This is a genomic window from Glycomyces albidus, from assembly GCF_009451885.1.
Classification (GTDB): Bacteria; Actinomycetota; Actinomycetes; order Mycobacteriales; family Micromonosporaceae; genus Glycomyces; species Glycomyces albidus.
Map to the genome: position 1 here is coordinate 38,126 of NZ_WIAO01000023.1, position 24,620 is coordinate 62,745.

The 24,620-nt window shown below is 71.1% G+C and carries 17 protein-coding genes; 8 read left to right on the plus strand and 9 right to left on the minus strand.

Features of this window, described 5'->3' with window-relative positions; genetic code table 11:
• Positions 1 to 8: 8 nt before the first annotated feature.
• Positions 9 to 1,016, minus strand: a complete 1,008-nt coding sequence (locus GFD30_RS17575; RefSeq protein ID WP_153026497.1) for an ABC transporter permease — start codon at positions 1,014 to 1,016, stop codon at positions 9 to 11.
• A gap of 535 nt (positions 1,017 to 1,551) precedes the next feature.
• Between GFD30_RS17575 and GFD30_RS17580 the strand changes: the two genes are divergently transcribed.
• The 5 genes from GFD30_RS17580 to GFD30_RS17600 all read left to right on the plus strand — a co-directional run bounded on the left by GFD30_RS17580 (position 1,552) and on the right by GFD30_RS17600 (position 11,249).
• The gene (locus GFD30_RS17580) at positions 1,552 to 5,298 is read left to right on the plus strand and encodes a glycoside hydrolase family 2 TIM barrel-domain containing protein (RefSeq protein ID WP_153026498.1); all 3,747 of its coding nucleotides are present in this window, start codon (positions 1,552 to 1,554) and stop codon (positions 5,296 to 5,298) included.
• Positions 5,299 to 5,352: 54 nt separating this feature from the next.
• Positions 5,353 to 7,191 carry an RICIN domain-containing protein gene (locus GFD30_RS17585; protein WP_153026499.1) on the plus strand — a complete coding sequence of 613 codons (1,839 nt, stop codon included), beginning with the start codon at positions 5,353 to 5,355 and terminating at the stop codon, positions 7,189 to 7,191.
• Positions 7,192 to 7,573: 382 nt separating this feature from the next.
• Positions 7,574 to 8,524, plus strand: a complete 951-nt coding sequence (locus GFD30_RS17590) for an ABC transporter permease (protein WP_322633370.1) — start codon at positions 7,574 to 7,576, stop codon at positions 8,522 to 8,524.
• A gap of 14 nt (positions 8,525 to 8,538) precedes the next feature.
• Positions 8,539 to 9,498 (plus strand): carbohydrate ABC transporter permease, encoded by a 960-nt coding sequence (locus tag GFD30_RS17595; protein ID WP_153026501.1) that lies wholly within the window; start codon positions 8,539 to 8,541, stop codon positions 9,496 to 9,498.
• A gap of 92 nt (positions 9,499 to 9,590) precedes the next feature.
• A complete protein-coding gene (locus tag GFD30_RS17600) occupies positions 9,591 to 11,249 on the plus strand; it encodes a type 2 periplasmic-binding domain-containing protein (protein ID WP_153026502.1) in 1,659 nt (552 codons plus the stop codon).
• Between the two features lie 83 nt (positions 11,250 to 11,332).
• Here GFD30_RS17600 and GFD30_RS17605 read toward each other — a convergent pair whose 3' ends face one another.
• The 5 genes from GFD30_RS17605 to GFD30_RS17625 form a co-directional block, all read right to left on the minus strand.
• Positions 11,333 to 12,568, minus strand: coding sequence for an MFS transporter (locus tag GFD30_RS17605; RefSeq protein ID WP_153026503.1), 1,236 nt, complete (start codon positions 12,566 to 12,568; stop codon positions 11,333 to 11,335).
• Positions 12,565 to 13,572 (minus strand): ABC transporter substrate-binding protein, encoded by a 1,008-nt coding sequence (locus GFD30_RS17610; RefSeq protein ID WP_153026504.1) that lies wholly within the window; start codon positions 13,570 to 13,572, stop codon positions 12,565 to 12,567. Before GFD30_RS17610 ends, GFD30_RS17605 begins: the two co-directional genes overlap by 4 nt.
• Positions 13,569 to 14,375 (minus strand): ABC transporter ATP-binding protein, encoded by an 807-nt coding sequence (locus GFD30_RS17615; RefSeq protein WP_227996557.1) that lies wholly within the window; start codon positions 14,373 to 14,375, stop codon positions 13,569 to 13,571. Before GFD30_RS17615 ends, GFD30_RS17610 begins: the two co-directional genes overlap by 4 nt.
• Before the next feature lie 11 nt (positions 14,376 to 14,386).
• A complete protein-coding gene (locus GFD30_RS17620) occupies positions 14,387 to 15,466 on the minus strand; it encodes a FecCD family ABC transporter permease (RefSeq protein WP_322633371.1) in 1,080 nt (359 codons plus the stop codon).
• Positions 15,467 to 15,753: 287 nt separating this feature from the next.
• Positions 15,754 to 16,314 (minus strand): hypothetical protein, encoded by a 561-nt coding sequence (locus tag GFD30_RS17625; RefSeq protein WP_153026505.1) that lies wholly within the window; start codon positions 16,312 to 16,314, stop codon positions 15,754 to 15,756.
• Positions 16,315 to 16,629: 315 nt separating this feature from the next.
• Between GFD30_RS17625 and GFD30_RS17630 the strand changes: the two genes are divergently transcribed.
• Positions 16,630 to 19,395 carry a S8 family serine peptidase gene (locus GFD30_RS17630; RefSeq protein ID WP_153026506.1) on the plus strand — a complete coding sequence of 922 codons (2,766 nt, stop codon included), beginning with the start codon at positions 16,630 to 16,632 and terminating at the stop codon, positions 19,393 to 19,395.
• Between the two features lie 193 nt (positions 19,396 to 19,588).
• Here GFD30_RS17630 and GFD30_RS17635 read toward each other — a convergent pair whose 3' ends face one another.
• The gene (locus tag GFD30_RS17635) at positions 19,589 to 20,602 is read right to left on the minus strand and encodes a hypothetical protein (RefSeq protein ID WP_227996561.1); all 1,014 of its coding nucleotides are present in this window, start codon (positions 20,600 to 20,602) and stop codon (positions 19,589 to 19,591) included.
• Positions 20,603 to 20,922: 320 nt separating this feature from the next.
• Here GFD30_RS17635 and GFD30_RS17640 point away from each other — a divergent pair, with 320 nt between their 5' ends.
• Both GFD30_RS17640 and ku read left to right on the plus strand, forming a co-directional pair.
• Positions 20,923 to 21,570: a hypothetical protein gene (locus tag GFD30_RS17640; RefSeq protein WP_153026507.1), complete on the plus strand. Its 648-nt coding sequence runs from the start codon at positions 20,923 to 20,925 to the stop codon at positions 21,568 to 21,570.
• Between the two features lie 134 nt (positions 21,571 to 21,704).
• Complete coding sequence (gene ku, locus GFD30_RS17645; protein ID WP_153026508.1) at positions 21,705 to 22,577, plus strand: non-homologous end joining protein Ku; 873 nt, start codon at positions 21,705 to 21,707, stop codon at positions 22,575 to 22,577.
• A 10-nt stretch (positions 22,578 to 22,587) separates the two neighbouring features.
• On the opposite strand, the gene ligD is transcribed toward ku, so the two are convergent.
• Positions 22,588 to 23,547, minus strand: a complete 960-nt coding sequence (gene ligD / locus GFD30_RS17650) for a non-homologous end-joining DNA ligase (RefSeq protein WP_153026509.1) — start codon at positions 23,545 to 23,547, stop codon at positions 22,588 to 22,590.
• 110 nt (positions 23,548 to 23,657) lie between these two features.
• On the minus strand, positions 23,658 to 24,509 hold the full coding sequence (locus GFD30_RS17655) for an O-methyltransferase (RefSeq protein ID WP_194202006.1): 852 nt from the start codon (positions 24,507 to 24,509) through the stop codon (positions 23,658 to 23,660).
• Between the last annotated feature and the right edge of the window lie 111 nt (positions 24,510 to 24,620).

Sequence of the window (24,620 nt, forward strand, 5' to 3'; positions counted from 1 at the left end):
TGGGGGCTTCAGCCGCGGGCTTCGAGGCGCCGCCGCCGGAACTGGTCGAAGTAGACGGCGGCCCAGATGATGAGGCCGACGATGACCTGCTGGTAGTGGATGCTGATGCCCAGGAGCACGGACCCGTTGCGCACCAGGGCGATGAGGAACGCGCCGATGAGGGTCCCGGCGATCCGCCCCTGGCCGCCGAACAGGCTGGCGCCGCCGATGACCGCCGCGGCGATGGCGTCGAGTTCGAGGCCGATCCCGTAGTTCGGCTGGCCGGAGTTCACCCGCGAGGCCGCGACCATGCCGCCCAGGCCGACCAGGGCGCCGGCCAGCACGTACACGGCGGTGAGGTTGCGGCGCACCGCGATCCCGGCACGGCGCGCCGCCTCCAGGTTGGAGCCCATCGCGTAGACGTACTGGCCGAAGCGGGACTGCGACAGCAGGCAGGACGCCGCCAGCGCGACGACGGCGGTGATGACGACGGCGAAGGGGATGCCGGCGATCTCGCCGTTGCCGAGGAGCTGGAACGATTCGGGCAGGCTGTAGACGCCCACGGCGCCGGTGACGATGAAGACGAGTCCGCGTCCGGCCGACATCATGCCGAGTGTGGCGATGAACGGCGGGAGACCTGCGCCGGCCACGAGCAGGCCGTTGACGAGCCCTGCCGCGGCGCCGACGGCGATGGCGACGGCGGCGGCCTCCCAGACGGAGAACCCGAGGTCGCGGACGACGAGGGCCCCGACGACTCCGGCCAGCGCGGCGACGGCGCCGACCGAGAGGTCGATCCCCTTGGTGATGATGACCATCGTCTGCGCGACCGCGATGATCGCGATGACCGCGGTCTGGGATCCGATGTTGAACAGGTTGTCGGCGGTGAGGAAGTGCGGACTGGCGAGGCTGAGGGCGATGAACAGCACGACGAGTGCGGTGGCGGCCGTGAACTCGGAGACGGCGTAGGAGACGTGCTCCCGCAGCCACCGGCGGCACCGGACGCGCAGCCCGGCGGGCGGCGACTCGACGCCGGTCATGGCCGCCTCCTGGGGGCCGGGGCGGGGGGACGACTCACTGGCAACGCTGCCTCCTCCTGGCCTTCGAGCCCCGGGCGGAGCATCAGAGGTCAGACGTATACACGTGCAGGCGTCATCATTCCACACCGATATCCGCCATGACAAGACATTCATGTACCTCTTTCGATATGTCAGCGGGACAGACATCGGACGACCGGATCGATCGGCCGCCGGCGTCACCGTGTCGACCGCCGCCCGGGGGAGTGCCTGCGTGCGAACCGCACTGACGAAGCGCTGCCGCGACGCCCGAAGGATTCCGATGACCCGCGGGGCGCAGGGCCCGCCGCGGGGCAAGCCCCGTGCGGCCTGGAGCGCCCGCGTGGGACCGCCCTGTGCATGACCTGGATACGTCCGACGAACCTCCGGGCCGACACCGCCCATTCTTCAGGCAAACATCCGAATATTCACATCCTTGACTCGATAGATCCAATCTTTATAGACTGTCTTCGATATCCAGGTCGCCACCCGCGCTCGCGCGCCCCCTCGAAGGATCGACATGGCAGCACCGTTCAGGAACCCCAAAGCACGTCGCAGGACCGTCATCGGAAGCGGACTCGCCGCGCTTGGGAGCGCTTCTATCCCGCTGGCGGCCGCCCCGGCGAACGCGGAGCCCGAGGAGGTCACCGGGGAGGACGCCGCGGCGGCGTGGACCGACCCGCCGAACGGCTATCCCGAGTGGAACAACAACATCGGGATCTTCCAGGTCGGCTCCGAGCCCGCCCACGCCACGTTCACCCCGTACGCCGACCTCCAGCAGGCGCTGAAGGCCGACCGCACCGACTCGCCCTACCGGCTCGGCCTCGACGGCGACTGGCGCTTCCAGCACGCCGAGCGGCCCGCCGACCGCGACACCGACTTCTGGCGCACCGACCGCGACGACAGCGAGTGGGACACCATGCCGGTCCCCTCCAACTGGCAGCTCGCCGGCTACGACTTCCCCATCTACCTCAACTTCACCTACCCGTGGTGGGGCGCCAACGGCCAGCACGAGAACGCCCAGCCGCCCTTCGCCCCCACCCGGTTCAACCCCGTCGGCCAGTACCGCCGCACCTTCGAGCTCCCCGCCGCCTGGCAGGGCCGGCGCGTCCACCTCCACTTCGAAGGCGTCAAGTCCGGCTTCTACCTGTGGGTCAACGGCACCAAGGTCGGGTACCGCGAGGGCTCCTACACGCCCTCCGAATTCGACATCACCGCCCACGTCCACCCGGGCACCAACCTGATCGCGGTCGAGGTCTACCGCTTCCCCGACGGCGACTGGCTCGAAGACCAGGACATGATCCGCCTCTCCGGGATCTTCCGCCCGGTCTTCCTGTACTCCCTTCCCCAGGTCCACCTGCGCGACTTCAAGATCGACACGCCACTGCGCGACGGCTACACCAACGCCGACCTCGCCGTCGCGGTCGCCGTCCGCAACCGCGGCGCCCAGCAGAACGGGACCTACACGGTCGAGACCCAGCTCTACGACGAGAACGACCAGCCCGTCTGGTCCGCACCGCTGACGACCCAGGTCGCGATCGGCTCCGTCCAACCCGGACAGGACGCGACCGCCCGAGGCTCGAAGGCCGTCCCCGCCCCGAAGCTCTGGTCGGCCGAGCACCCGAACCTCTACACGGCCGTCCTGCGGCTGCGCGACCCCTCCGGCACGGTCACGCAGACCGTCTCGGCGCGCGTCGGGTTCCGCGAGTTCGCGATCCGCGACGGCCTCATGCGGATCAACGGGCGACCGGTCTCGCTGCGGGGCGTCAACCGGCACGAGATGGACCCCGACCACGGGGCGGCGCTCACCCGCGAGGACATGATCCGCGACATCGCGGTCATGAAGCGGCTCAACATCAACGCCGTGCGCACCGCCCACTACCCGAACCACCCCGACTGGTACGACCTCGCCGACGAGTACGGCATGTACGTCATGGACGAGGCCAACCTCGAGACCCACGGCGTGCGCGACCACTACCCGGCGTCAAACTCGGCCTGGACCGCACCGGTCATCGACCGCGCCGCCCAGATGGTCCACCGGGACAAGAACCACCCCTCGGTCGTGATGTGGTCCCTCGGCAACGAGGCCGGCGGCGGCTCCAACTTCGTCGCGATGCGCGACTGGATCAGAGCGGCCGACCCGACCCGCATCATCCAGTACGAAGGCGACAACCGGCCCGCCGTCAGCGACATCCGCTCCCAGATGTACAACACCGCCGCCGGGATCCGGGCCCGCGCCCTCGACACCGGCGACACCCGGCCGTACATCCTGGTCGAGTACTCCCACGGCATGGGCAACTCCAACGGCAACCTCAAGGAGTACTGGGACGTCATCCGCCAGTACCCGGTCCTGCAGGGCGGCTACATCTGGGACCTCACCGACCAGGCCCTGCGCTGGCCGATCCCGCTCGGCGGCGGCGCGACCTACCTCGCCTACGGCGGCGACTGGGGCGACAACCCCAACGACGGGAACTTCTGCGGCAACGGCATCGTCGACGCCGACCGGAACGCCGCCGGCAAGGCCGCCGAGGTCAAACGGGTCTACCAGGCGGTCAACGCGGCCGCCGGCGCCGACCCCGCCGCCGGGGACGTGCGGATCACGAACGAGTACGCCTTCACCAACGTGAACGCGTTCGACGGCGCCTGGGAGCTGGTCGCCGACGGCCAGGTGATCCAGAGCGGCGCCCTCACCGCCCAGCAGCTCGACATCGCCCCGCTCACCGCCAAGTCGATCCGGGTCCCGATCCAGCGCCCGGCCTCGATCGCGCCCGGAACCGAGCACTTCCTCCAGCTCTCGTTCACCCTCAAGTCGGCGACCGCCTGGGCCGACGCGGGACACGAGGTCGCCGCCCAGCAGCTCCCGGTCGCCTTCGACAGCCCGCGGGTCGTTCCGGTTCCGCTCGCGAGCGTCCCGACGCTGACCGACACCGAGACCGCCGACCGGATCACCGTCTCCGGCAGCGGCTTCAGCGTCGCCGTCTCGAAGACCACCGGCGAGATCACCGCATACGAGGCGATGGGGATGCGGCTGGTGAACGCCGGCCCGGTCCCCAACTTCTGGCGGGCGCCCACGGACAACGACCGCGGCAACGGCCACCCGAACCGCAACGGCACCTGGCGGGCCGCCGGGCGCAACCGGACCGTGACCGGCGTCGCCGTCGCGCGCCCCTCCGACCGGTCCCGGCGGATCACCGTCACCGGCACCCTCCCGACGAGCACGCAGTCCACGTTCGCCACGACCTACACCGTCTACGGCAACGGCGAGATCAAAGTGGACAACACGCTCCACCCCGGCTCCTCGACCCTGCCCTACATCCCCGAGGTCGGGAACATCCTGATCCTGCCCGCCGCCCTCGAGCACCTGCACTACTACGGGCGCGGCCCCGAAGAGAACCACTGGGACCGCCGCACCGGCAGCGACATCGGCCGGTACTCGTCCACAGTCACGGCACAATGGACCGAGTACCTCCGGCCGCAGGAGAACGGCAACAAGACCGACGTCCGCTGGGTCGCCCTGGTCGACGGCTCCGGGCGCGGCCTCCTCGCGACCGGCGAACCGCTGCTGGAGGTGAACGCCTCCCACTACACGCCCGAGGACCTGTCGGGGAACGTCCGCCACAGCTACCAGCTCACCCCGCGCCAGGAAGTGGTGCTGCGCCTCAACCACCGGCAGACCGGCGTCGGCGGCGACGACAGCTGGGGCGCGCAGCCGCTCGACCAGTACAAGCTGTTCGCCGACCGCGACTACACGTACACCTACCGGCTCAGGCCGCTGCCCGCCGTCGACCAGGCGATGTCGCTGTCCCACAAGCCGACCGAGACGGGCGGAGGCATCGCCGGGCCGGTCCAGCCCGGTGTGCACTACCGGCTGGTGGCGCAGCACAGCGGTAAGGCGGCCGACATCGAGGGCGCGTCGACTGCGGCGGGTGCGCGTCTGGTCCAGTGGCCGGTCAACAGCGGTGCGAACCAGCAGTTCGATTTCGTGGACGCCGGGAGCGGGTACTGGCGGATCCGGGCCCGCCACTCGGGCCTGGTCCTCCAGGTGTCCGGTACCGGCACCGGCGCTGACATCACCCAGCAGCCCACCTCCAGCGCCACCACCCAGCAGTGGCAGGTCGTCGACAACGGCGCCACCGTCACCTTCGTCAACCGCGCCAGCGGCCTCGCCATGGACGTCTGGAGCGAATCCACCGCCGACGGCGCCCGCATCTCGCAGTGGAACCGCACCGGCGGCGCCAACCAGCTCTTCAACCTCCAACGCATCTGACCCGCCGGCCGGCGCGCCGCTCGACGGCGCCGGCCGAACCGGAAGGAGTACCCCATGTCCCGACACCCTTCGGCCGCGACCAGACCGCCGCTGCCCGACGCAGGGGCGACCTGGCGCGGCCGCGCCGCGATCACCGTCGGCGCCGCCCTCGCGATGATGCTCGCCCTCCTCATCGTCACCCCCGGCGAGAGCCGCGCGCAGGTCTCGCTCAACGTGAACCTCGCCTCGGACGCCGGCCCGTCCACCGGGGTCGGCCTCGGATTCCTCTACGGCGTCACCGGAGACGGATCGCAGCCGTCGGACGCCCTGCTCGAACCCCTCAAGATGAACGCCTTCAGGGCCGGCGGCCACATGACGCGCGGCTGGATCGAGGACGGCTACCGCTACGGCAACGCCACCCGCACCATCGTCGACTCGATCATCGACCAGGCCCGGCGCTTCACCGCCGAACCCTACGAAGCCCAGTACCAGGCGATCCTGAGCGACATGTACGGCGCGTACGGCGGCCAGCCCGCCAACACGATGTACCCCTGCGACAACAACGACTGCTCGAACTGGGCCACCTTCGTCCGCACCGTCGTCGCCGCGCTCCGGGACGCCGGACTCCCGATGTCGTACGACATCTGGAACGAACCCGACATCGACATCTTCTGGACGCGCGGGGTCAACAGCGACCAGTACTTCCGCATGTGGGACACCGCCGTCCGCGAGATCCGGGCCACCGACCCGAACGCGGTCATCCTCGGCCCCTCCTTCGCGTACACCCCCGACCGCCGCCCCGCGCAGTGGCAGACCTGGCTCCAGCACACCAAGAACGCCGGCACCCTGCCCGACTGGATCGCCAACCACACCCTCGGCGTCATCGACGACCCCGTCGCGGTCGGCGAGGACACGCTCGACATGCTCGCCGCCAACGGCATCCCCGAACTCCCCATGTCCGCCAACGAGTACCAGCCCTCGAACATGCAGCAGGCCAACGTCCTCGCCTGGTACCTCGCCCGGTTCGCCCAGTCCGACTACACGAACGCGCTGCGCGGCAACTGGTTCTGCTGCCTCACCCCCAACCTCACCGGCCTCCTGACACAGACCTTGAACGGCTGGCAGCCGACCGGCCTGTGGTGGGTCATGCGCGCCTACGCCGACATGACCGGGACCCTCGTCAACACCTCCGGCCAGGTCGGCGGCACCGCGATCTCCGCCGCGAAGGACAGCGCCGCCCAACAGGTCGTCACCGTCATCGGCGACATCAACGGCCGCACCGGATCGACCTCGGTCACCTACAGCGGCCTGTCCGCCACCCCGTGGCTCGTCAGCAACGGCAACGTCCACGTCACGGTCGAACGGATCCCCGAGCAGGCCCCGCTGAGCGCGCCGCAGGTCGTCTACGAACAGGACCTGAGCGCCGCGAGCGGCTCCATCACGGTCCCGCTCAACATCCAGCAGACCCACGACGCCTACACCATCACGCTCACCCCCGGCGGCCAAGGCGGCGGCGACGACACCGGCGCGCTGCGCTCGGCCGCGTCGAACCGGTGCCTCGACGTGCCGAACCAGTCGACGACGAACGGCACCCAGCTCCAGATCTACGACTGCTGGGGCGGCGCGAACCAGCAGTGGACCGCCACCGCCGCCGGCGAGCTCTCCGTGTACTCCGGCGCGAACCGGAAGTGCCTCGACGCCTCCAACGGCGGAACCGCCAACGGCACCCAGGTCATCATCTGGACCTGCCACGGCGGCGCCAACCAGCGGTGGGCCCGCAACGCCGACGGCACCATCACCAACGCCGCCTCCGGACTGTGCCTCGACGTCTCCGGCGCCGCCACCGCCAACGGCACCAAGGTGATCCTGTGGTCGTGCAACGGCGGCTCGAACCAGCGCTGGACCCTCGACTGACCCGCCCCTGAACCGCCGTCCCAATCACGGGCCCCGAGCGAGCGCTCGGGGCCCGTCACGTCCGCTGCGGCCGTTGCGGCACCGCCCGGATTACGGGGGTAGATGCGAATTCGCCTGATTATGCGAGTTCTAGCGATATCGCCGCGGAGAGATCCGATCTATCGACTACGCAATGCTGCGGATCCAGTCGATTTACAGGAAATCTCGAATTTGCGCAACTATTCTCGCGATAAAGATCAGATCTTTTCTCGCCACGAGTATTGACGAACCCCAGTACTCACTTTACCGTGACACTCACGAAGCCGGATCGCGAAGGAGCGAGCGTGAGTGTCTTCAACGGGGTGTGTCGCACTGCGGCACAAGGAATGACGGAGCGAGCACGGTGACGGCCGCTGTGCAGACGAGGGCCGCGACCGACCGGGTGCGCCGCCGGAGGACCCGGCGCCGGAACCTGCGCCGGCACTGGCAGCTCTACGTGCTGCTGATCCTCCCGGTCGCGTACTTCGTGACCTTCCAGTACGTCCCCATGGCGAACAACGTGATCGCCTTCAAGGACTACAACGTGGTCCAGGGCATCTGGGGCAGCCCCTGGACCGGGTTCGACCACTTCGAGCGGTTCTTCGCCAACCCGGTCGCGTGGGACCTCATCCGCAACACCCTCGTGCTCAGCCTCTACGGGTTCCTCGCCGGCTTCCCCATCCCGATCATCCTCGCGCTCGCCCTGAACGAAGTGCGGCTGAAGTTCTTCAAGCGCACCGTCCAGATGGTCACCTACGCGCCGCACTTCATCTCGACCGTCATCGTCGTCTCGATGCTGATCCTGATCTTCTCGCCGCGCATCGGCTTCATGGCCGACGTCCTCGGCTTCTTCGGCATGAACGCGAACCTCCTGGCCGACCCGGACTCGTTCCGGCACGTCTACGTGTGGAGCGACGTCTGGCAGACCGCGGGCTACTCGGCGATCATCTTCATGGCCGCGCTCGCGGGCATCGACCCGAGCCTGTACGAGGCCGCCCGGCTCGACGGGGCCAGCCGCCTCCGCAAGATCTGGCACGTGGACCTGCCGGGCATCGCCCCCACGGTCGTGGTGGTGATGATCCTCAGCGTCGGCAGCGTCATGGCGATCGGTTTCGAGAAGGCGTTCCTGCTGCAGAACCCTCTGAACCTCTCGACCTCCGAGATCATCGCGACCTACACGTACAAGATCGGCCTGCTGAACGCCGACTTCAGCCTCGCGACCGCCGTCGGGCTGTTCAACTCCGTCATCAACCTCATCCTGCTGCTCGCCGTGAACACCGTCTCCAAGCGCGTGACCGGCAACGGACTGTGGTGAAAGGGGCCCATGCAATGACACTCACGACGGCAACGCGCACCGAGTCCCGGCCCGAGCCGGAGCCCAAGGCCCGCAAGCCGAAGCGCCGCCGCAGCGCCCAGGTCCAGGACACGCCGGTCGACCGGGTCTTCATGGTCGGCGTCTACGTGCTCCTGAGCACGTTCCTGCTGGTCGTCCTGGTCCCGCTGCTCAACATCGTGGCCAGTTCCCTCTCGAGCCCCGCCGCGGTCTCGGGCGGGCGGGTCTTCCTGTGGCCGGTGGACTTCACCCTCATCGGATACGAAGCGGTGCTGGGCAACGAGGCGATCCTGACCGGGTTCGGCAACTCGGTCTTCTACGCCGTGGTCGGCACCGTCGTCAGCGTCACGATGACGGTGATGATCGCCTATCCGCTGTCGCGGAGCGAGCTGGTGGGCCGCCGAATCTTCATCGGCGGGGTCCTGTTCACGATGCTGTTCTCCGGCGGGCTGATCCCCACCTACATGGTCGTGCGCGCGCTCGGCCTGCTCGACACGCGCTGGGCGCTGATCCTCCCGGCCGCGATCGGCGCCTGGCAGGTGCTCATCGCGATGACGTTCTTCCGCTCCTCGATCCCCGGGGAGCTGTACGAGGCGGCGCAGCTCGACGGCGCCTCGGACCTGCGGTTCCTGTGGTCGGTGGTGCTGCCGCTGTCGAAGCCGCTGCTGGCGGTCATCGCGCTCATGTACGGCATCGGGCAGTGGAACTCGTACTTCAGCGCCCTGATCTACCTTCGCAGCGAGGAGCTCTACCCGCTCCAACTGGTGCTGCGGGACATCCTGGTCGTCAACAACAGCGGCGGGTCGAACCTCGCGGACCAGTTGGCCGCCAAGCAGATGGCCGACCTCATGAAGTTCTCCCTCATCGTCGTCTCCACCGTGCCCGTCCTGCTCGTCTACCCGTTCGTGGCGCGGCACTTCACCAAGGGCGTGATGCTCGGCTCCGTCAAGGGCTGACGCGGCACCGTCCGCGCGCCCGGCCGAACCGCCCCCAAAGTCCCCGGCATCCCCCTCGCACCCGACAACTCCTCATCGAAAGGCAGTCAACGATGACCAGCAGATTCGCCCGAGCGGCGGCGGCCGGAGCGGCATTGGCCCTGTCGGCCGGCGCGTTCGCCGCGTGCTCGTCGGAGCCGGAGACCACTCCGGACGACGTGATCACCATCTTCGCGCCCCAGGACGGCGCCCAGGGACAGGACCTCGAGGACAACGCGTTCACCAAACTGCTCGAGGAGAAGTTCGACGTCGACCTCCAGTTCGAGACCACCACCTGGGACGGGACCGCAGCCGCGGAGAAGCGCCAGATCTCCCTCGCCAGCGGCGACTACCCCGACGCGTACATGCTCATCCCGTGGGTCGACCAGTTCTCCAGCGACGAGCTGGTGAAGCTCGGCGGCCAGGGCGTGATCGTGCCCCTCGACGACCTCATCGGCGAGGACACCCCGAACCTCACCGCCGCGTTCGAGAAGGAGCCGGGCTTCAAAGAGCTGGCGACCTCCCCGGACGGGAAGATCTGGGGCATCCCCGCCTGGAACGACTGCTACCACTGCTCCTATCCCTCGAAGCTGTGGATGAACTCCGCCTGGCTCGACACGCTGGGCCTGGAGCAGCCCACCACGCCTGAAGAGCTGCGGACGGTACTCGAAGCGTTCAAGACGCAGGACCCCAACGGCAACGGCGAGGCGGACGAGATCCCCCTCTCCGCGGCGGGCGGCAGCTCCCTGCTCTCGTACCTGATGAACCCGTACGTCTACACCGCTGAGATGTACGCGAACGCGGAGGGCGTCACCCCGGCCACGCTCGGCACCGCCGGCGACGAGGTCGTCCTGCAGCCGACCCGCGACGAGTGGCGCGAGGGGATCGCCTACGTGGCCTCCCTGTACGAGGACGGGCTCATCGACGAAGGCGCGTTCACGCAGAACGGCGAGGCGCTCAACGCGAAGGGCAACAGCGCGGAGGGCGTGATCCTCGGATCGGTCGCCGTCATGCACCCGTGGTTCGTCACCAGCGACCACGAGGACGGGCGCTACACCCAGTACGACGCGGTCCCGCCGCTGACCGGGCCGAACGGCAGCGACGCGACCTACAGCGGCGGCGGCGCGGGCGCCGCACCCGGCGCGACCTTCGTCATCACCAACCGCTCCAGCGAGGCCAAGCAGCAGAAGCTCATGCAGATCCTGGACTACATGGTCTCGTACGAGGGGCACCTGCAGGGCGAGTACGGCATCGAGGGCGTCAACTGGGACAGGCCCGCGGAGGGCGACGTCGCCCTCGACGAGACCCTCGAACCGAACTTCAAGGTCATCTCGGTCCCCAGCGGCGAGACGTTGAAGAACTCGTGGGGCCCGATCGCGCAGTTCTTCAGCGACGCGGAGTTCCGCAACAGCCAGGTGACCGCGACGGACATCTACTCGCCCGAAGGCTATGAGCGCCGCCTGTTCGAAGCCACGAAGCTCTACGAGGGCCACGAGTCCGACGAGCTGTTCCCCTACTGGGAGGTGGCGGTGACCGGCGAGACCGCGACGGAGCTCGCCACGATCCAGACCAATGTGGAGAACTTCGCGGTCCAGGCGGCCGCGGAGTTCGTCACCGGCGTGCGGGACATCGAGAGCGACGAGGACTGGGCCGAGTTCCAGCAGAACCTCGTCGACCTCGGCTCCGAACGGTACGTCGAGATCTACCAGGAGGCATGGGACGCCTCGAAGTAGTCCCCGCCGCCGGGCCGCCTCCCCGACGGAGAGGCGGCCCGCAGCCACGGACCCGACCGGCGGGCCCACCGCCGGAACGCGGTTCAGCGCTCGATCCGCCGCAGCGCCCTGACGGGCGATGCCAGCAGCCCGGCCGCGCCGGCGGCGACCGGGAGCGCGAGCAGCATGAAGGCGTTCTGGACGCCGACGAGGTCGGCCAGGCCGCCGGCCGCGAGCGCGCCGACGGGCGCGCCGCCCCACGCGATCATGCGCCCGGTCGTGTTCACCCTGCCCTGCAGGGCGTCCGGGGTGAGGAGCTGGCGGACGGTGATCCCGTTGACGACCGCGGCCGTATGGGCGAAGTCCCACGCGGTCCACACCGCGGCCGCCACTGCGAAGCCCGCCCGGCCCGGCCCGGCCGCGGCGAGGGCGACCACCATGGCCAGTTCCAGCAGGTACGCCCCGATGGAGACCGGCCCGTGCCCGAATCGGGCGGTGAGGCGGCTCAGGAAGAGCGCGCCGAGGAGCGAGCCGACCGCGGTGGCGCTGTAGAGGAGTCCGAGGCGCCAGTCGCTCACGTCCAGGAGGTCGTCGGCGTGGACGACGATGAGGCCGAGCGCGCCGCCGCCGGTGCAGGCGATGCCGAAGCCGCCGAACGTCAGCGCGCGGATGCGCCGCTCGGCCCAGATGAACCGGAGCCCTTCGGCGATGTCGGCGCGGACGCTCGTCGCCGCGGACCGGGCGAGCGGTGGAAGCGCCAAGCGCCGCAGCAGGAACGCCGAGACGGCGAACGTTACCGCGTTGACGCCGATGACGGCCTCGGGCCCGGCCGCGGCGGCGAGCAGTCCGCCGAGCGCGGGTGCGGCGATGCCGACCACGGTGCTGGTGGAGAAGATCAGCGAATTCGCCTGCTGGAGTCGGCCGGCGCCGACGATCTGGGGCAGGGCCCCGAAGGCGGCGGCGTCGAACCAGACGAAGGCGGTGCCGGTCAGGACGACGACGGCGATCACGTGCGCGGCGGAGACGGTGCCGAAGACGGCGGCGAGCGGCACGGTCGCGATCAGGACCGCGGCCGCCGCGTCGGCGCCGACCATGAGCCGGCGCCGGTCGACGCGATCGGCGTACGCCCCCGCGAGCAGTCCGAACAGCAGGTACGGGGCGAGTGACAGCCCCGAGGCGGCCGCGGTGGCGGTGGCCGAGCCGGTGCGCTCCCAGACCAGCATCGGTACGGCCACCCCGGAGGCGGCCGTACCGGCGAGGCCGGTCATGCGCGCGGCGTACCAGCGGCGGAATCCGGGGAGGGCGAGCAGTTCGCGGCCCGCCCGCCGGGTGTCGGTCATTCCTGGAACGCCTCGGGGTAGAGCCCTTCGGCGATGGCGCGGACGGCGTCGATGTTGCTCAGGGACCCCGGGTACACGTCGGAGCCGGAGAGGACGACGATGCGGTCGTTCGCCACGGCGCTCACCTCGGGCAGGGTCCGCGCCAGGTAGTCGCGGGTGGCCTGCTCGTGCGCGGCGTCGGCGGCGGCGAACACGATGACGTCGGGGTCGGCGGCGGCGAGGGCCTCGGGGTTGATCTGGGCGGCGAAGAACGAGGCGAACTCGGGGTCGTCGGGGCCGAAGACGTTCTCGCCGCCGGCGCGGGCGATCATGTCGTACTCGATGCCGGCGCCGATCGCGGTGAGGGCGTCGCCTTCGACGTAGACCTGGGCGACGGTGGGCTTCTCGAGTCCCTCGATGCGGGCCTCGACGTCGTCGAGGGTCGCCTGTGCCTCGGCGGCGAGCGCGGCGGCCTCGTCCTCGATGTCGAAGATCAGCCCGAGGTTCTCCAGGTCGGTGAACAGGTCGTCGACGGTGCCCTCCATGCGGCGGTCCGGGCAGCCGCCGGTGGCGGTGTAGGCGGCGACGCCGGCGTCGGCGAGCTGCTCGTGGCTGGCGAAGCCCTGTTCGGCGGTGAACTCGTAGTCGGTGGGGGAGTACACGAAGTCGGGCTCGACGTCGAGGAGCGCTTCGCGGGAGGGCGGGGCGTCCTCGCTGACGACGGGGATGTCGGCGGCGAGCGCGGCGAGGTCCTCGCTGAGCGGGGCGGTCGCGGTCTGGGCCTGCCCGACGATGCGGTCGGCCAGGCCGAGCCGCAGGAGCAGCTCGGTCTGGGTGGGGCTGAGGCCGACGACCGCTTCGGGGACGCCGTCCACGGTGATCTCGCGGCCGCAGTTCTCGATGGTCACGGCCGTGTCGGCGCCGGCGTCGGCGGAGTCGGCGACGTCGGAGCCGCAGCCGCTCAGGGCGATGGCGGTGCCGACGGCCGCGGCGGCAGCGGCGAACCGGATGGGGCGGGTGTTCATGGGTTCCTCTCGGTTGTCGGGGTCTTCAAGGGGCTCAAAGCGAAGTGGGGCCGGCCGGTGGCGGGGTGGGGGATCCGGTCGGCGCGGACGGCGAAGACCTCGGCGATGAGGTCGCCGGTCAGGACGGTGCCGGGGTCGCCGGTCGCGACGAGGCGGCCGTCCTGGAGGACGGCGACCGCGTCGCAGTACTCGGCGGCGAGGTTGAGGTCGTGCAGGGCGGCCACAGTGGTCAGTCCGAGGTCGGCGACGATCTGCATGAGCTCGAGCTGGAAGGTGACGTCGAGGTGGTTGGTGGGCTCGTCGAGGACGAGCACCGGGCAGTCCTGGGTGATGGCGCGCGCGAGGAGGACCCGCTGCTTCTCGCCGCCCGAGAGCACCGCGAAGGGACGGTCGGCGAGGTCGAGCGCGCCGACGCGGTCGAGCGCGGCCTCGGCGGCGGCGAGGTCGGCGGGGCTGTCGGCGCCGAAGCCGCGCTGGTGTGGGACGCGGCCGAGCATGGCGACCTGGAACGCGGTGAGGTCGTGCTCGGCGGCGGATTCCTGGGCGACGACCGCGATCCGCTGGGCGGCGGCGCGGGCGCCGAGCCGCCACAGGTCGTCGCCGCCGACGCGGACGGCACCGGATGCGGGCCGGTGCAGCCGGTAGAGGCCGCGCAGCAGCGTGGACTTCCCGGAGCCGTTGGGGCCCAGGAGCGCGAGTCGCCGTCCCGGTTCGACCTCGAGCGAGACTTGGTCGACGATGCGGCGTCCGCCCAGTTCGATGACGAGGTCGTCGACGACGAGGTCCATCGGCTCCTGCCGCATGCCGGTCTCCTTCATCGGTGCATCCCCGCGCCGGAGGCGCGTCCCCTTCGCATGAGCCACAGGAAGAACGGGGCCCCGACGGCGGCGGTGACGATGCCGATCGGGATCTCGGTGGGGGCGGCGACGGTGCGGGCGGCGAGGTCGGCGGCCATGAGGAACACGGCGCCGCCGAGCACGGCGACGGGCAGCATCCGGCGGTGGTCGGCGCCGACGGCGATCCGGCTGATGTGCGGGACGACCAGGCCCACGAAGCCGATGCCGCCGCTGACGGCGACGACGGCGCCGGTGAGCAGGGCGCAGGCCACGAGCAACTGGCTGCGGAACCGGTTCACGTCGACGCCGAGCGCGGTCGCGGTCTCGTCGCCGACCTGGAGGGCGTTGAGCGAGCGGCTGCGCAGCCGCGCGAACACGAGCACGATGGCGAGCGCGGCGGCCGGGACCGCCAGCTGGGTCCAGGTGGCGGCGGCGACGCTGCCGAGGAGGAAGAACAGGATGCTGAACACGTTCTGCGCCTCGGTGGTGATCGTCAGGTAGCTGGTGACGGCACTGAGGAGCGACCCGAGGGCGACCCCGGAGAGGATGAGCCGGGTCGGTGCGACGACGCCGCCCTGGCGGGCCAGGAGGTACACGGCGACGGCGGCGCCGAGCGCCCCGGCGAACGCGGCTCCGCTGAGGGTGAGGCCGACCGCGGCGGCGCCGAGGGTGATGACGGCGACCGCGCCGACGCCGGCGCCGGCGGAGACGCCGAGGAGGTACGGCTCGGCGAGCGGGTTGCGGACCAGGGCCTGCATGAGGGCGCCGGCGAGCGCGAGTCCGGCGCCGGCGACGCCGGCCAGGAGGGTCCGCGGGAGCCGGAACTGCCAGACGGCCTGGTCCTGCAGGGGCGTCAGGCTGCCGTCGGACATCCAGGGCAGGTTCGGCAGCAGGTGCCCGGCGACGATCTTGAACGACTCGGCGACGGTGACGTCGACGGTCCCGGTCGCGCCGGAGACGATGACGACGCCGATCCCCGCCGCCAGCAGCGCGAGGGCGGCGAGGGGCGCGGCGGACGCGCGTCCGGCGGTCGGTCTGGGCTTGCGGGTGAGGGTCACGGGTCCTGCTCGGGTCGGGGCGGACCGCGGCGGGGCGCCGCGGCCGTGGGGGCGACCCGATACTAAGTGCAATGAAAATCGGTTTCGTTTGCAACTTCCAGATCAAGCGAGATGCGCCACACCTGCCTCGGTCCCGGCGGGGGACGCCGCCGTCGCCGAAGGCTCCGGGACCCCCGGCCGAACCACCGGCTCCGCCGGGGTTGGGGGCGCAGTCGGGCCGCACCGCGGTATGTTGTGCCGCAACGCGACCGCGGCGGCTGCCTCCGAGCAGCCGCCGCGCCGGCGCGTCAGCCCACGATCGCCTGGATGACCGCGGTGTCGCCGTCGAGTTCGAGCAGGTGCATCACGTACCCGCCGGGCTCGGGGTCCTCGATCGGTTCGCCGCATGAGAGGCTCCCGCCTCCGTCGGCGTGCATCGCCAGCGTGCAGCCCGGTTCGTACAGCAGCCCTCCGCCGCCGCCCATGCCGTCCGGGTTGGTCAGGCCCACGTCGACGCCGTCCGCTTCGACGGCGGCCTCCACGGTCCACTGTCCACCTGATCCCTCCACGGGGAACTCCACCGAGCCGGAGAACGACACCTCGCATTCGCCGTCGCCGCACTCCTCGTAGTCGCCGCCGCTCGACTCCTCCGAGGTCTCCACGTCAGGGGAGGGGAGTGCGGAGGAGGCGGCGTCGAGGTTCGGCGACGGCGCAGGCGAAGCGGCGTCGAAGGCGGCCTCGGCTTCAGGGCTCGAGGTCGAGGCGTCGGCGCCGGGCTCCGCCTCGGCGCCGCAGCCGGCCGCGGCCAGGGCCACGAGGAGCGCACCGGTCACCGTGTGTCGCTTGAGGAAGGTTCGGGGATGCAGCATGCGCCGAGTCTATGCAGACCCCCCGACACGGACTCGCGACGGCGGACGGGACGGCCCGAACGGGGCGAGCCGCAGCGCCTCGACCACATGTGTCGCCGCTCACTTCGGACCCGCCCCCATGGCATCCGACCCGACCGTCCACTGTGAGCTGGCGCACTCGACGGGCGGATTTCACATGGTTCCCGCTGATTTCTCTCGAATGTCCATTTTGGTTCATCATGATGGCCTGTCATGGTGGGATGCAAGGGAACCCGTTCCTGCGCACCTGACCGGCGCCGGCCCCACGGCGCCGCTACCGCCAAGCAAGGAGCCGTCTTGTCATCTCCGCAACGATGGCGCCGAGTCCTCGCCGTCCCACTTGTGGGAGCGCTCGCAGCGACGTTCGCCGCTGCCAGCCCCGCATGGACGCAGACCGATTCCGGCGCGACAGCACTCCTGGAGCAGAAGGTCGAACCCGACCTCCTGGCCCAGATCGACACCGAAGGCGAAGCCGAACTCTGGGTCCGGTTCCACGGTGAACCGGACTACTCGGCCGCGTTCAGCGCCGAGACCAAGGCCGCCAAGGGAGCCGCCGCCGTCGAAGCGGCGCAGGCGTTCGCCGAGACCTCCCAGGCCGAGCTCACCGCCGCCCTGGACGAGGCGGGCGTCGAGTACGAGTCCTTCTGGGCCTCGTCGGCGATCAAGGTGACCGGCGGGCTCGACCTGCTGGAGACCATCACCGCCATCGACACGGTCGCGGCCGTCGCCGAGGCCCCCGAAGTGGACCCCGTCGAACCGGTCGCACCCGCCGAATCCGACGCCGCAACCGCCAGCGCCGCGTGGGGCGTCGCGGACGTCAACGCCCCCGCCGTCTGGGACCAGCTCGGCGTCACCGGCGAAGGCGTCGTGGTCGGCAGCATCGACTCCGGCGTCCAGTACGACCACCCGGCACTCGTCGAGCAGTACCGCGGCAACAACGGCGACGGCACCTTCACCCACGACCACAACTTCTACGACGTCGAGGGCTCCTGCGGCGCCGCGCCGTGCGACCTCAGCAACCACGGCACCCACACGGTGGGCACCATGGTCGGCGACGACGGCGCCGGCAACCAGATCGGCGTCGCCCCCGGCGCCGAGTGGATCGCCGCCAACTACTACGGCTCCAGCATGGAATCGGTCCTGAAGGCCGGCCAGTGGATGGTCGCCCCCACCGACTCGGAGGGGAACGACCCGGACCCCTCCAAGGCCCCCGACATCATCAACAACTCCTGGGGCCGGGACGGCGACGACGACCCGTACTACCGCGACATCGTCGACCTCTGGCACGCCGCCGGCATCATCCCGGTGTTCGCCGCGGGCAACAGCGGCCCGGCGTGCAGTACCGCGAACGCCCCCGGCGCCTACCCGAACGTGATCGCCGTGGGCGCCTACGATGTGAGCGGCGCGATCGCCGACTTCTCCTCCCGCGGGTCCACCGGCGACGGGCGGATCAAGCCCGACGTCTCCGCCCCCGGCTCCGGCATCCTCTCCTCGGTGCCCGGCAGCACCTACGGCACGCAGAGCGGCACCTCCATGGCCGCACCGCACGTGGCCGGCACGATCGCCCTCATGATGGAGGCCGAACCGGCCCTCCGCGGCGACTACGACCTGGTCTACGAAATGCTCACCGGGTCGGCCCGCTACACCGAGGACGACCAGTGCGGCGGCACCGAGGACGCGAACAACGTCCACGGATACGGGCGCATCGACGCGCTCGCGGCCGCCCAGGCCCTCCCCGAAGGCGACCACGGTTCCATCACGGGCACCGTCACCGACCCCGGCGGCGCGCCCTTGGCCGGCGCGGAACTGGTCTTCGACGGCGCGTTCGACCGCCGGGCCACCACCGGCGCCGACGGCACCTACACCGTGAAGTTCGCCCTCACCGGCCAGCACACGGTGAGCGTCGAGAAGTTCGGCTACGCGACGGCCACCGGGACGGTCACCGTCGCGGCCGGCCAGACGGCCGTCCACGACGCCGTGCTGACCCCGCTCCCCACCACTGTGGTCACCGGGACCGTCGTCGACGGATCCGGTCACGGCTGGCCGCTGGCGGCGACGGTCGCCTCGGCCGGCGGCGAGGTCGCCACGACGACCGACCCGCTCACCGGCGAGTTCGAACTGACGCTGCCCACGGGCGGCGTGGAGCTGGTCGTGGAGGCCGAATACGGCGGGTACCAGACCGTCCGCGTCGAGGCGGACTCGGCGAACCTCCTCATCGAAGTCCCGGTCGCGAGCGGCTGCACCGCACCCGGCTACGCGTTCGACCCGCTGGGCACCGGTTTCGAATCCGAGACCGCGCCGGTGGGATGGACCGTCGTGAACCGCGGCCCCGCGCCGTGGACCTTCGACGACCCGTTCGACTACGGCAACCTCACCCCGGGCTCGGGCGGCTTCGCCTTCGCGCGACCGCCCGGCGGCGGCACCATGGACACCGACCTCATCTCGCCGGTGTTCGACCTGTCGAGCGCCGCGGTACCGGTCCTGTCCTTCGCCACGGACTTCAACGGGGTCCTCCCGTATTCGCAGGCCGAGGTCGCGATCAGCGTCGACGGCGGCCAGACCTGGGAGACGGCCTGGACGGCCGCCGGCCCGGTGCGCGAGAGCACCGTGACCGTGGACCTGTCCGCATGGGCCTCAGCGCAGGAGGCGCAGCTCAAGTTCCACTACTACCACGCCTACCGGTCGGGCTACTGGTGGCAGGTCGACGACGTCCTCGTCGGCGGCCCGCCCGAGTGCGTCCCGGTCTCTGGCGGACTGGTGCGGGGCACCGTCACCGACGCGAGCGGCCTGCCGGTCGCGGGCGCCGTGGTCACCCACACCGCCTCCGGGCACTACGGGATCGCGGACGCGGACGGCCGGTACTGGACCTTCGCGCCCGGCTCCGGGCCGTCGCAGTTCGCAGCGGTGGACGCCGAATCCGGTTCCGCGACGGCACAGGTCGACATCGTCCCCGACACGGTGATCGAAGTCGACTTCGTGCTCGGCACGGCCGCCCCGGCCTCCGTCGCGCCGACCGGCCGGGAGACCGCCGCGTCCAAGCCGGAACCGGTGCCCGTGCCGTAGCACCGCATTGCGCCGCAACCGATAGCGGGCCCGGTGACCGAGTCACCGGGCCCGCGATGTCCGCTCAGCACGGCCGGCCGCTGTACTCCACGCACTCGCCGCAGGTCGCCGGCGCCACATCGCCCGACCGGTGGAAACCAGCGGGTCGTCCGAGCTCGACGGCACGGCCGCCGAGGCCGACACCAGCGACCGTCTAATGAGGCCGGTCTGCCGTCCTCCGGGCGCGCGCCGCGGTCACCGCGATGCCGACGGCGGCGGCCAGCACGGAGGCCGCGAAGCCCGCGATCGTCGCCGAGTCGGGGGCGATGAAGGACTGGCCCCGCACCGCCTGCCACACCGTGGTCGCGAAGACCCCGAGGTAGCCCACCGCGAACCACCGGACGACCGCGCCGCGGACGCGGTCGTCGCCGAGCCACGCGCGACGGGCGGCGAGCAGCGACAGGAGCATCGCGACGCCGATGAGCACCTGGATGCCGTGCAGCCCGATGAAGTGCGAGACGCGCAGGTCGCCGCCGGTGGTGGACCAGCCGGTCAGGAACATGCCGCTGCCGTCCGGGTCGCCCACACCGTGACCGCCGCTCAACGGGACCTCGTCCCCGTTGGCGTCGAGCCGGGTCCGCTCGCCTTCTCCGCCGACGGCGAGGATGAAGAACGCCGACACCATGCCGAGGCTCGACAGGAGCAGTCCCCAGCGGATCACGGTCGTCACGGCCCGGTCGCCGATGCGCTGGAACAGGACCAGGATCCCGATCGCGGCGTTCGTGAGGAACAGCACCGGCACGAAGTCGAACGCGAACTGGACGACCTGGTTCAGGACCGTGTCGGAGCCGTTGAAGTGGCTGAACGTGCCCGCCGCCGCGGCGGCGACCACGACGGCGAAGTCGACGGCGCCGACGACCGCGAACACGGTGCCGACCGCCCAGCCGGTGCGGCGCAGCCGCGTCATGTGCGACAGCAGCCAGGCGAGGCTCAAGGCGTACGCGAAGAACGCGAAACCGAACTTGAACGGTTTGGACCAGACGCTGTCGCCCAGGAGCGTGCGGTCGTCGAAGGGCATGGCGGCGAGCGAGAAGAGGGCCACGGCGCCGCCGAAGACGCCGAGCGCCACGAGCGGACGGTGCCACCGGCGGCCGCCGTGCGTGAGCGCCGGCCAGGCGACCCGACCGGCGGTGCCACCGGGAACGGTCGAGGAGGGGGTTTCGGTCATGTTCAGGACGCTACGGAGCATCCCGCCCCGGCGCACTGACGCAGGCCACCGAATGCACGGTAGGGCCCGCCTCACCTACGGCCGCAGATGCGCCCGTCCAGATGGCCGCAACCGCGCCCGGCCCGCAAGACGACCTCGCGCGCCCGCAGTTCGGCCCCTTCGACGACCGGAACCGCGCACACCCTCGCGTCATCCCCTTCGGCGACCGGCAGCCGCTCCCGGCCTGCCCCGAGCCGGCGGCCCGCTCGCCGATCCGCCGCCCCGGGGCCGTTCGCGACCGCATGATGGAACCAGGCGAGGACCGGAGGCGTCGAACCGACATGAACGCAATCAGGAGATGGCACCGGCTGCTCCCGGCCGCGGCGCTGTTCGCGCTGGCGGCTTGCGGCCAGGGAACCGATTCGGGCGGCGCGGGCGACGGGAGCGGGATCGCGACCGCCGACGAGGACACGGTCTACCAGGGCTCCATCACGGTCCTGCAGGACCCCGCCCGCGACGGCGCCGGCCTGTGCGCGGTCGTCGCCGAGTCCTACCCTCCGCAGTGCGAGGGCCTGCCCGTCACCGGCTGGGACTGGGACGCGGTCCCGCACGAGGAGGCGAACGGGGTCCGCTGGGGCGTCTACATCGTGACCGGGACCTTCGACGGCAAGGCGTTCACCCTCACCGAGGAGGCCCTGTCGATCGAGGAGGTCGACATGGCGGACTACCCGCACCTCCAGTACACCGAACCCGAGTTCGGCGACCCGGCGGAGGACCTGAGCGCCGCGGAGCTCGAGGCGATCGCGGACGAACTGGCCGACCGGTTCCCCGCGCTCGTCTTCGGCGGCTACGCCGACGAGGAGCACGGCGCCGCGGTGGTGGACACGCTCCTGGTCAGCCCGGAACTGGAAGCCTATGCGGCCGAGCACTACCCGGAGGACACGGTCGTCTTCTCGGCGGGCCTGAAGCCGATCGGCCAGCAGGGCTGAACCGACGCGCGCGTGCGGTGCGCTCCGAACCGCACCGCCGCGCCCGAAGAATGCGTTCGCCGAATGCGCTCCGCCGAATGATGAAAACTCATCTTTCACATGCGCACCGCGGTCCCCAGTGACATCCTGCTCGTATGCGCTCGATCCTGAACACGACCCTCGCGCTGGGCCTGGTGCGCATCCCGGTCAAGGTGTACTCCGCGACCAGCAGCCACGACCGCGCGATGCACCAGCACCACGCCTCCGACGGCGGCCGGATCCGCTACGAGAAGGTCTGCGAGATCGAGGAGGAGCCGGTGCCGGCCGAGGAGATCGTCAAGGGCGTCGAGGTCGACGACGAGGTGATCCTGCTCGACGACGACGACCTGGCGGCGCTGCCGCAGTCCACGTCGCGTGAGATCGAGGTGCTCAGCGTCGTCCCCAGTGCGCAGATCGACCCGATCTACTACGAGAAGACCTACTATCTCGGCCCCGGCGGCAAGACCGACCCGTACGTGCTCCTGCGCGAGGCGCTGCACGAGGCCGAGCGGACCGCCCTGGTCCGGTTCACGATGCGGCAGCGCGAGTCCCTGGCGGCGGTCCGGGTCCGCGGCGACGTCCTGGTGCTGGAGACGATGCTGTGGCCCGACGAGATCGTCATCCCGAAGGTCGAGGGCGTCGGCGGCGAGGTGGTGCAGGAGGAGCTGGAGATGGCGCGGATCCTCATCGACGCCCGCTCCGGCGACTGGGAGCCCGAGCGGTACACCGACGAGTACCAGGAGGCCCTCGCCGAGCTCATCGAGGCCAAGCGGGAGGGGCGCCCGGCCCCGAAGGCGGCGCCGGAGCGCAAGGCGAAGGTCATCAACCTGATGGACGCGTTGAAGAAGTCGGTCGAGCAGGCCGACCCCGACCGGCTGCCGGCGAAGAAGACCGTCCGCAAGAGCGCGAAGAAGTCGGCCAAGAAGACCGCGCGCGCGAGCGCGGCGAAGAAGCCCGCGAAGGCCGCCTCCCGGCGTAAGAGCTCCTGACCGGGGCCGTTCACCGGCGGCGCCGGGCCGCGGCGCTGCGGGCGGCGAGGCGCGGGCCGATCAGGGCGTCGAGTCGTTCGCGGGCTTCGCCGGCCGGGACGGCGCAGGCGTCGAGGTCGGCCCACGGGTCGCGTTTGCGGGCCAGGCGCCGGCGCATCGAGGCGATGGTGTGGCCGTCCGGGGTGGCGCGGCCGAGTTCGTTCCAGTCCAGCGGGGTGGCCACGCCGGCGCCCGGGCGGGCGCGGAGCGAGTACGGGGCCACGAACGTCTGCCCCCGCCCGTTCCGGTTGACGTCGAGGAACACGCGGTGCCCGCGCTTGTCGATGCGCTGTTGGACGGTCAGCGCGTCCGGTGCGGACCGGGCCAGGTGCGCGGCGAGGTCGCCGGCGAGGTCGCGGACGAACCGGTGGTCCTGGGACCGGTCGAGGGGTGCGACCACGTGGAATCCGCGGCCGCCCGTGGACTGCAGGAAGGGCGGCAGGCCGAGCTCGAGGAACAGCTCGCGGGCCCGCCTGGCGATCGTGCGCAGGACCTGGACGGGCACGCCGTCGGGCGGGTCGATGTCGACCACGAGCCGGTCGGGGTGGTCGATGGACGCGACCGTGACGGGCCGGATGTGGAGTTCGATCGTGCCGTGGGCGGCCAGGTAGACGAGGGTCGCCTCGTCCTCGCAGAGCACGTACTCGGCGGTGCCTCCGGCGCTCTTGGCGAGCGTCACGGTGCGGACCCAGCCGGGGAGGTGCTCGGCGTGCTTCTGGAAGAAGCCCTCCTGCCCGATGCCCTCGGGGTAGCGCCGCAGCGTCAGGGGCCGCCCGGCCAGGTGCGGCAGCATCGCCGCCGCCACGGTCCGGTAGTGGCCGATCAGGTCCGCCTTGGTGATCCCCTCGCCGGGGAAGAGCTCCTTGTCGGGGCTGGACACCTTGATCTGGCGGTCCTCGACGAGGATCCGCTGCGCTGCTGCTTGCGGCATGGGGTGCGGACCTCCATCGACCTCGGCGAACGGGCGTGCCCCTCCATCATCGAGCCTGCGGTGCCGACCCGCACCGGTTTCCGAAGCGTCGGCGCGATGCTCGACGGACGTCAGCGCCGTGCACCGGGCCCGTGGTCGGCGCCTCGCCGCAGGAGCAGGGTGCCGTGCCCGTGGGGGAGCGTCTCGAGCGCGAACCCGTCGAATTCGGCGGCCCAGCGGTCCCCGACGGCCTGCTCGTCGGCGCGGCCGGCGTCGTCGAGCACGACGAGGGCGTCGTCCGTCAGGCGGTCGATGAGCATCGGGACCGCCGGGTACCGGGCCTCGGGCCCGGTGCCGCCGGGCGGCCCGTCCACCAGGACCAGGTCGAACGGTCCCTCGTCCAGGCTCTCTGGGTTGTACCACCGCCAGGTCCGCCCGCCCACGCGGACGTCGGTCAGCGGCGCGTCGCGGACCTCGGCCCACTTCGCGAGATCGCGCTCGTCGAGCATCTTCCTGGTGGCGGCGGCGAACCGGGCGTCGTGTTCGAGGGCGACGACGCGTCCCCCGCCGACGGCGCGGCACGCGTAGGCGAGGATCACGGTGGTGCTGCCCGAGCCGCATTCGAGCACCGAGGATCGGCCGTGCTCGACGACCTCCCGGTAGAGGAACCGGGCGAGGTCCGGCCCGGCGGCCCAGCCGTGCATGGGCGGCAGCGCCTGGTCCGGGCCGATGTCCCGGTACAGGGCCATGAGGTCCTCGAACTCCGCGTGGACGAGGCGGTTCCATTCGCGGATCAGCCGCTTGGGCGACGACCGGGGCATCGATTCGAGCTCCTGGCGGGCGGCCTGCCGGGCCGCCTGGTACCGGGCGACCCGCTCGGTGAGTTCGGCGACCTCCGCCCCGCGCCGCCGCCGGGCCTGCCACAGCATCCCGACGGCGACGGCCGCGGCGCCGACGACGATGGCACGGTACGGGATCCTCATGTACATCGCCTGCCTTGCGCACCTTGGTATCAGCGGAGAACGGAGGTGCCTGCGGACGACATGGGCCGGCCTCCGGTCGAGCGATTGGCGACGCTATCAGAGGGACGTGAC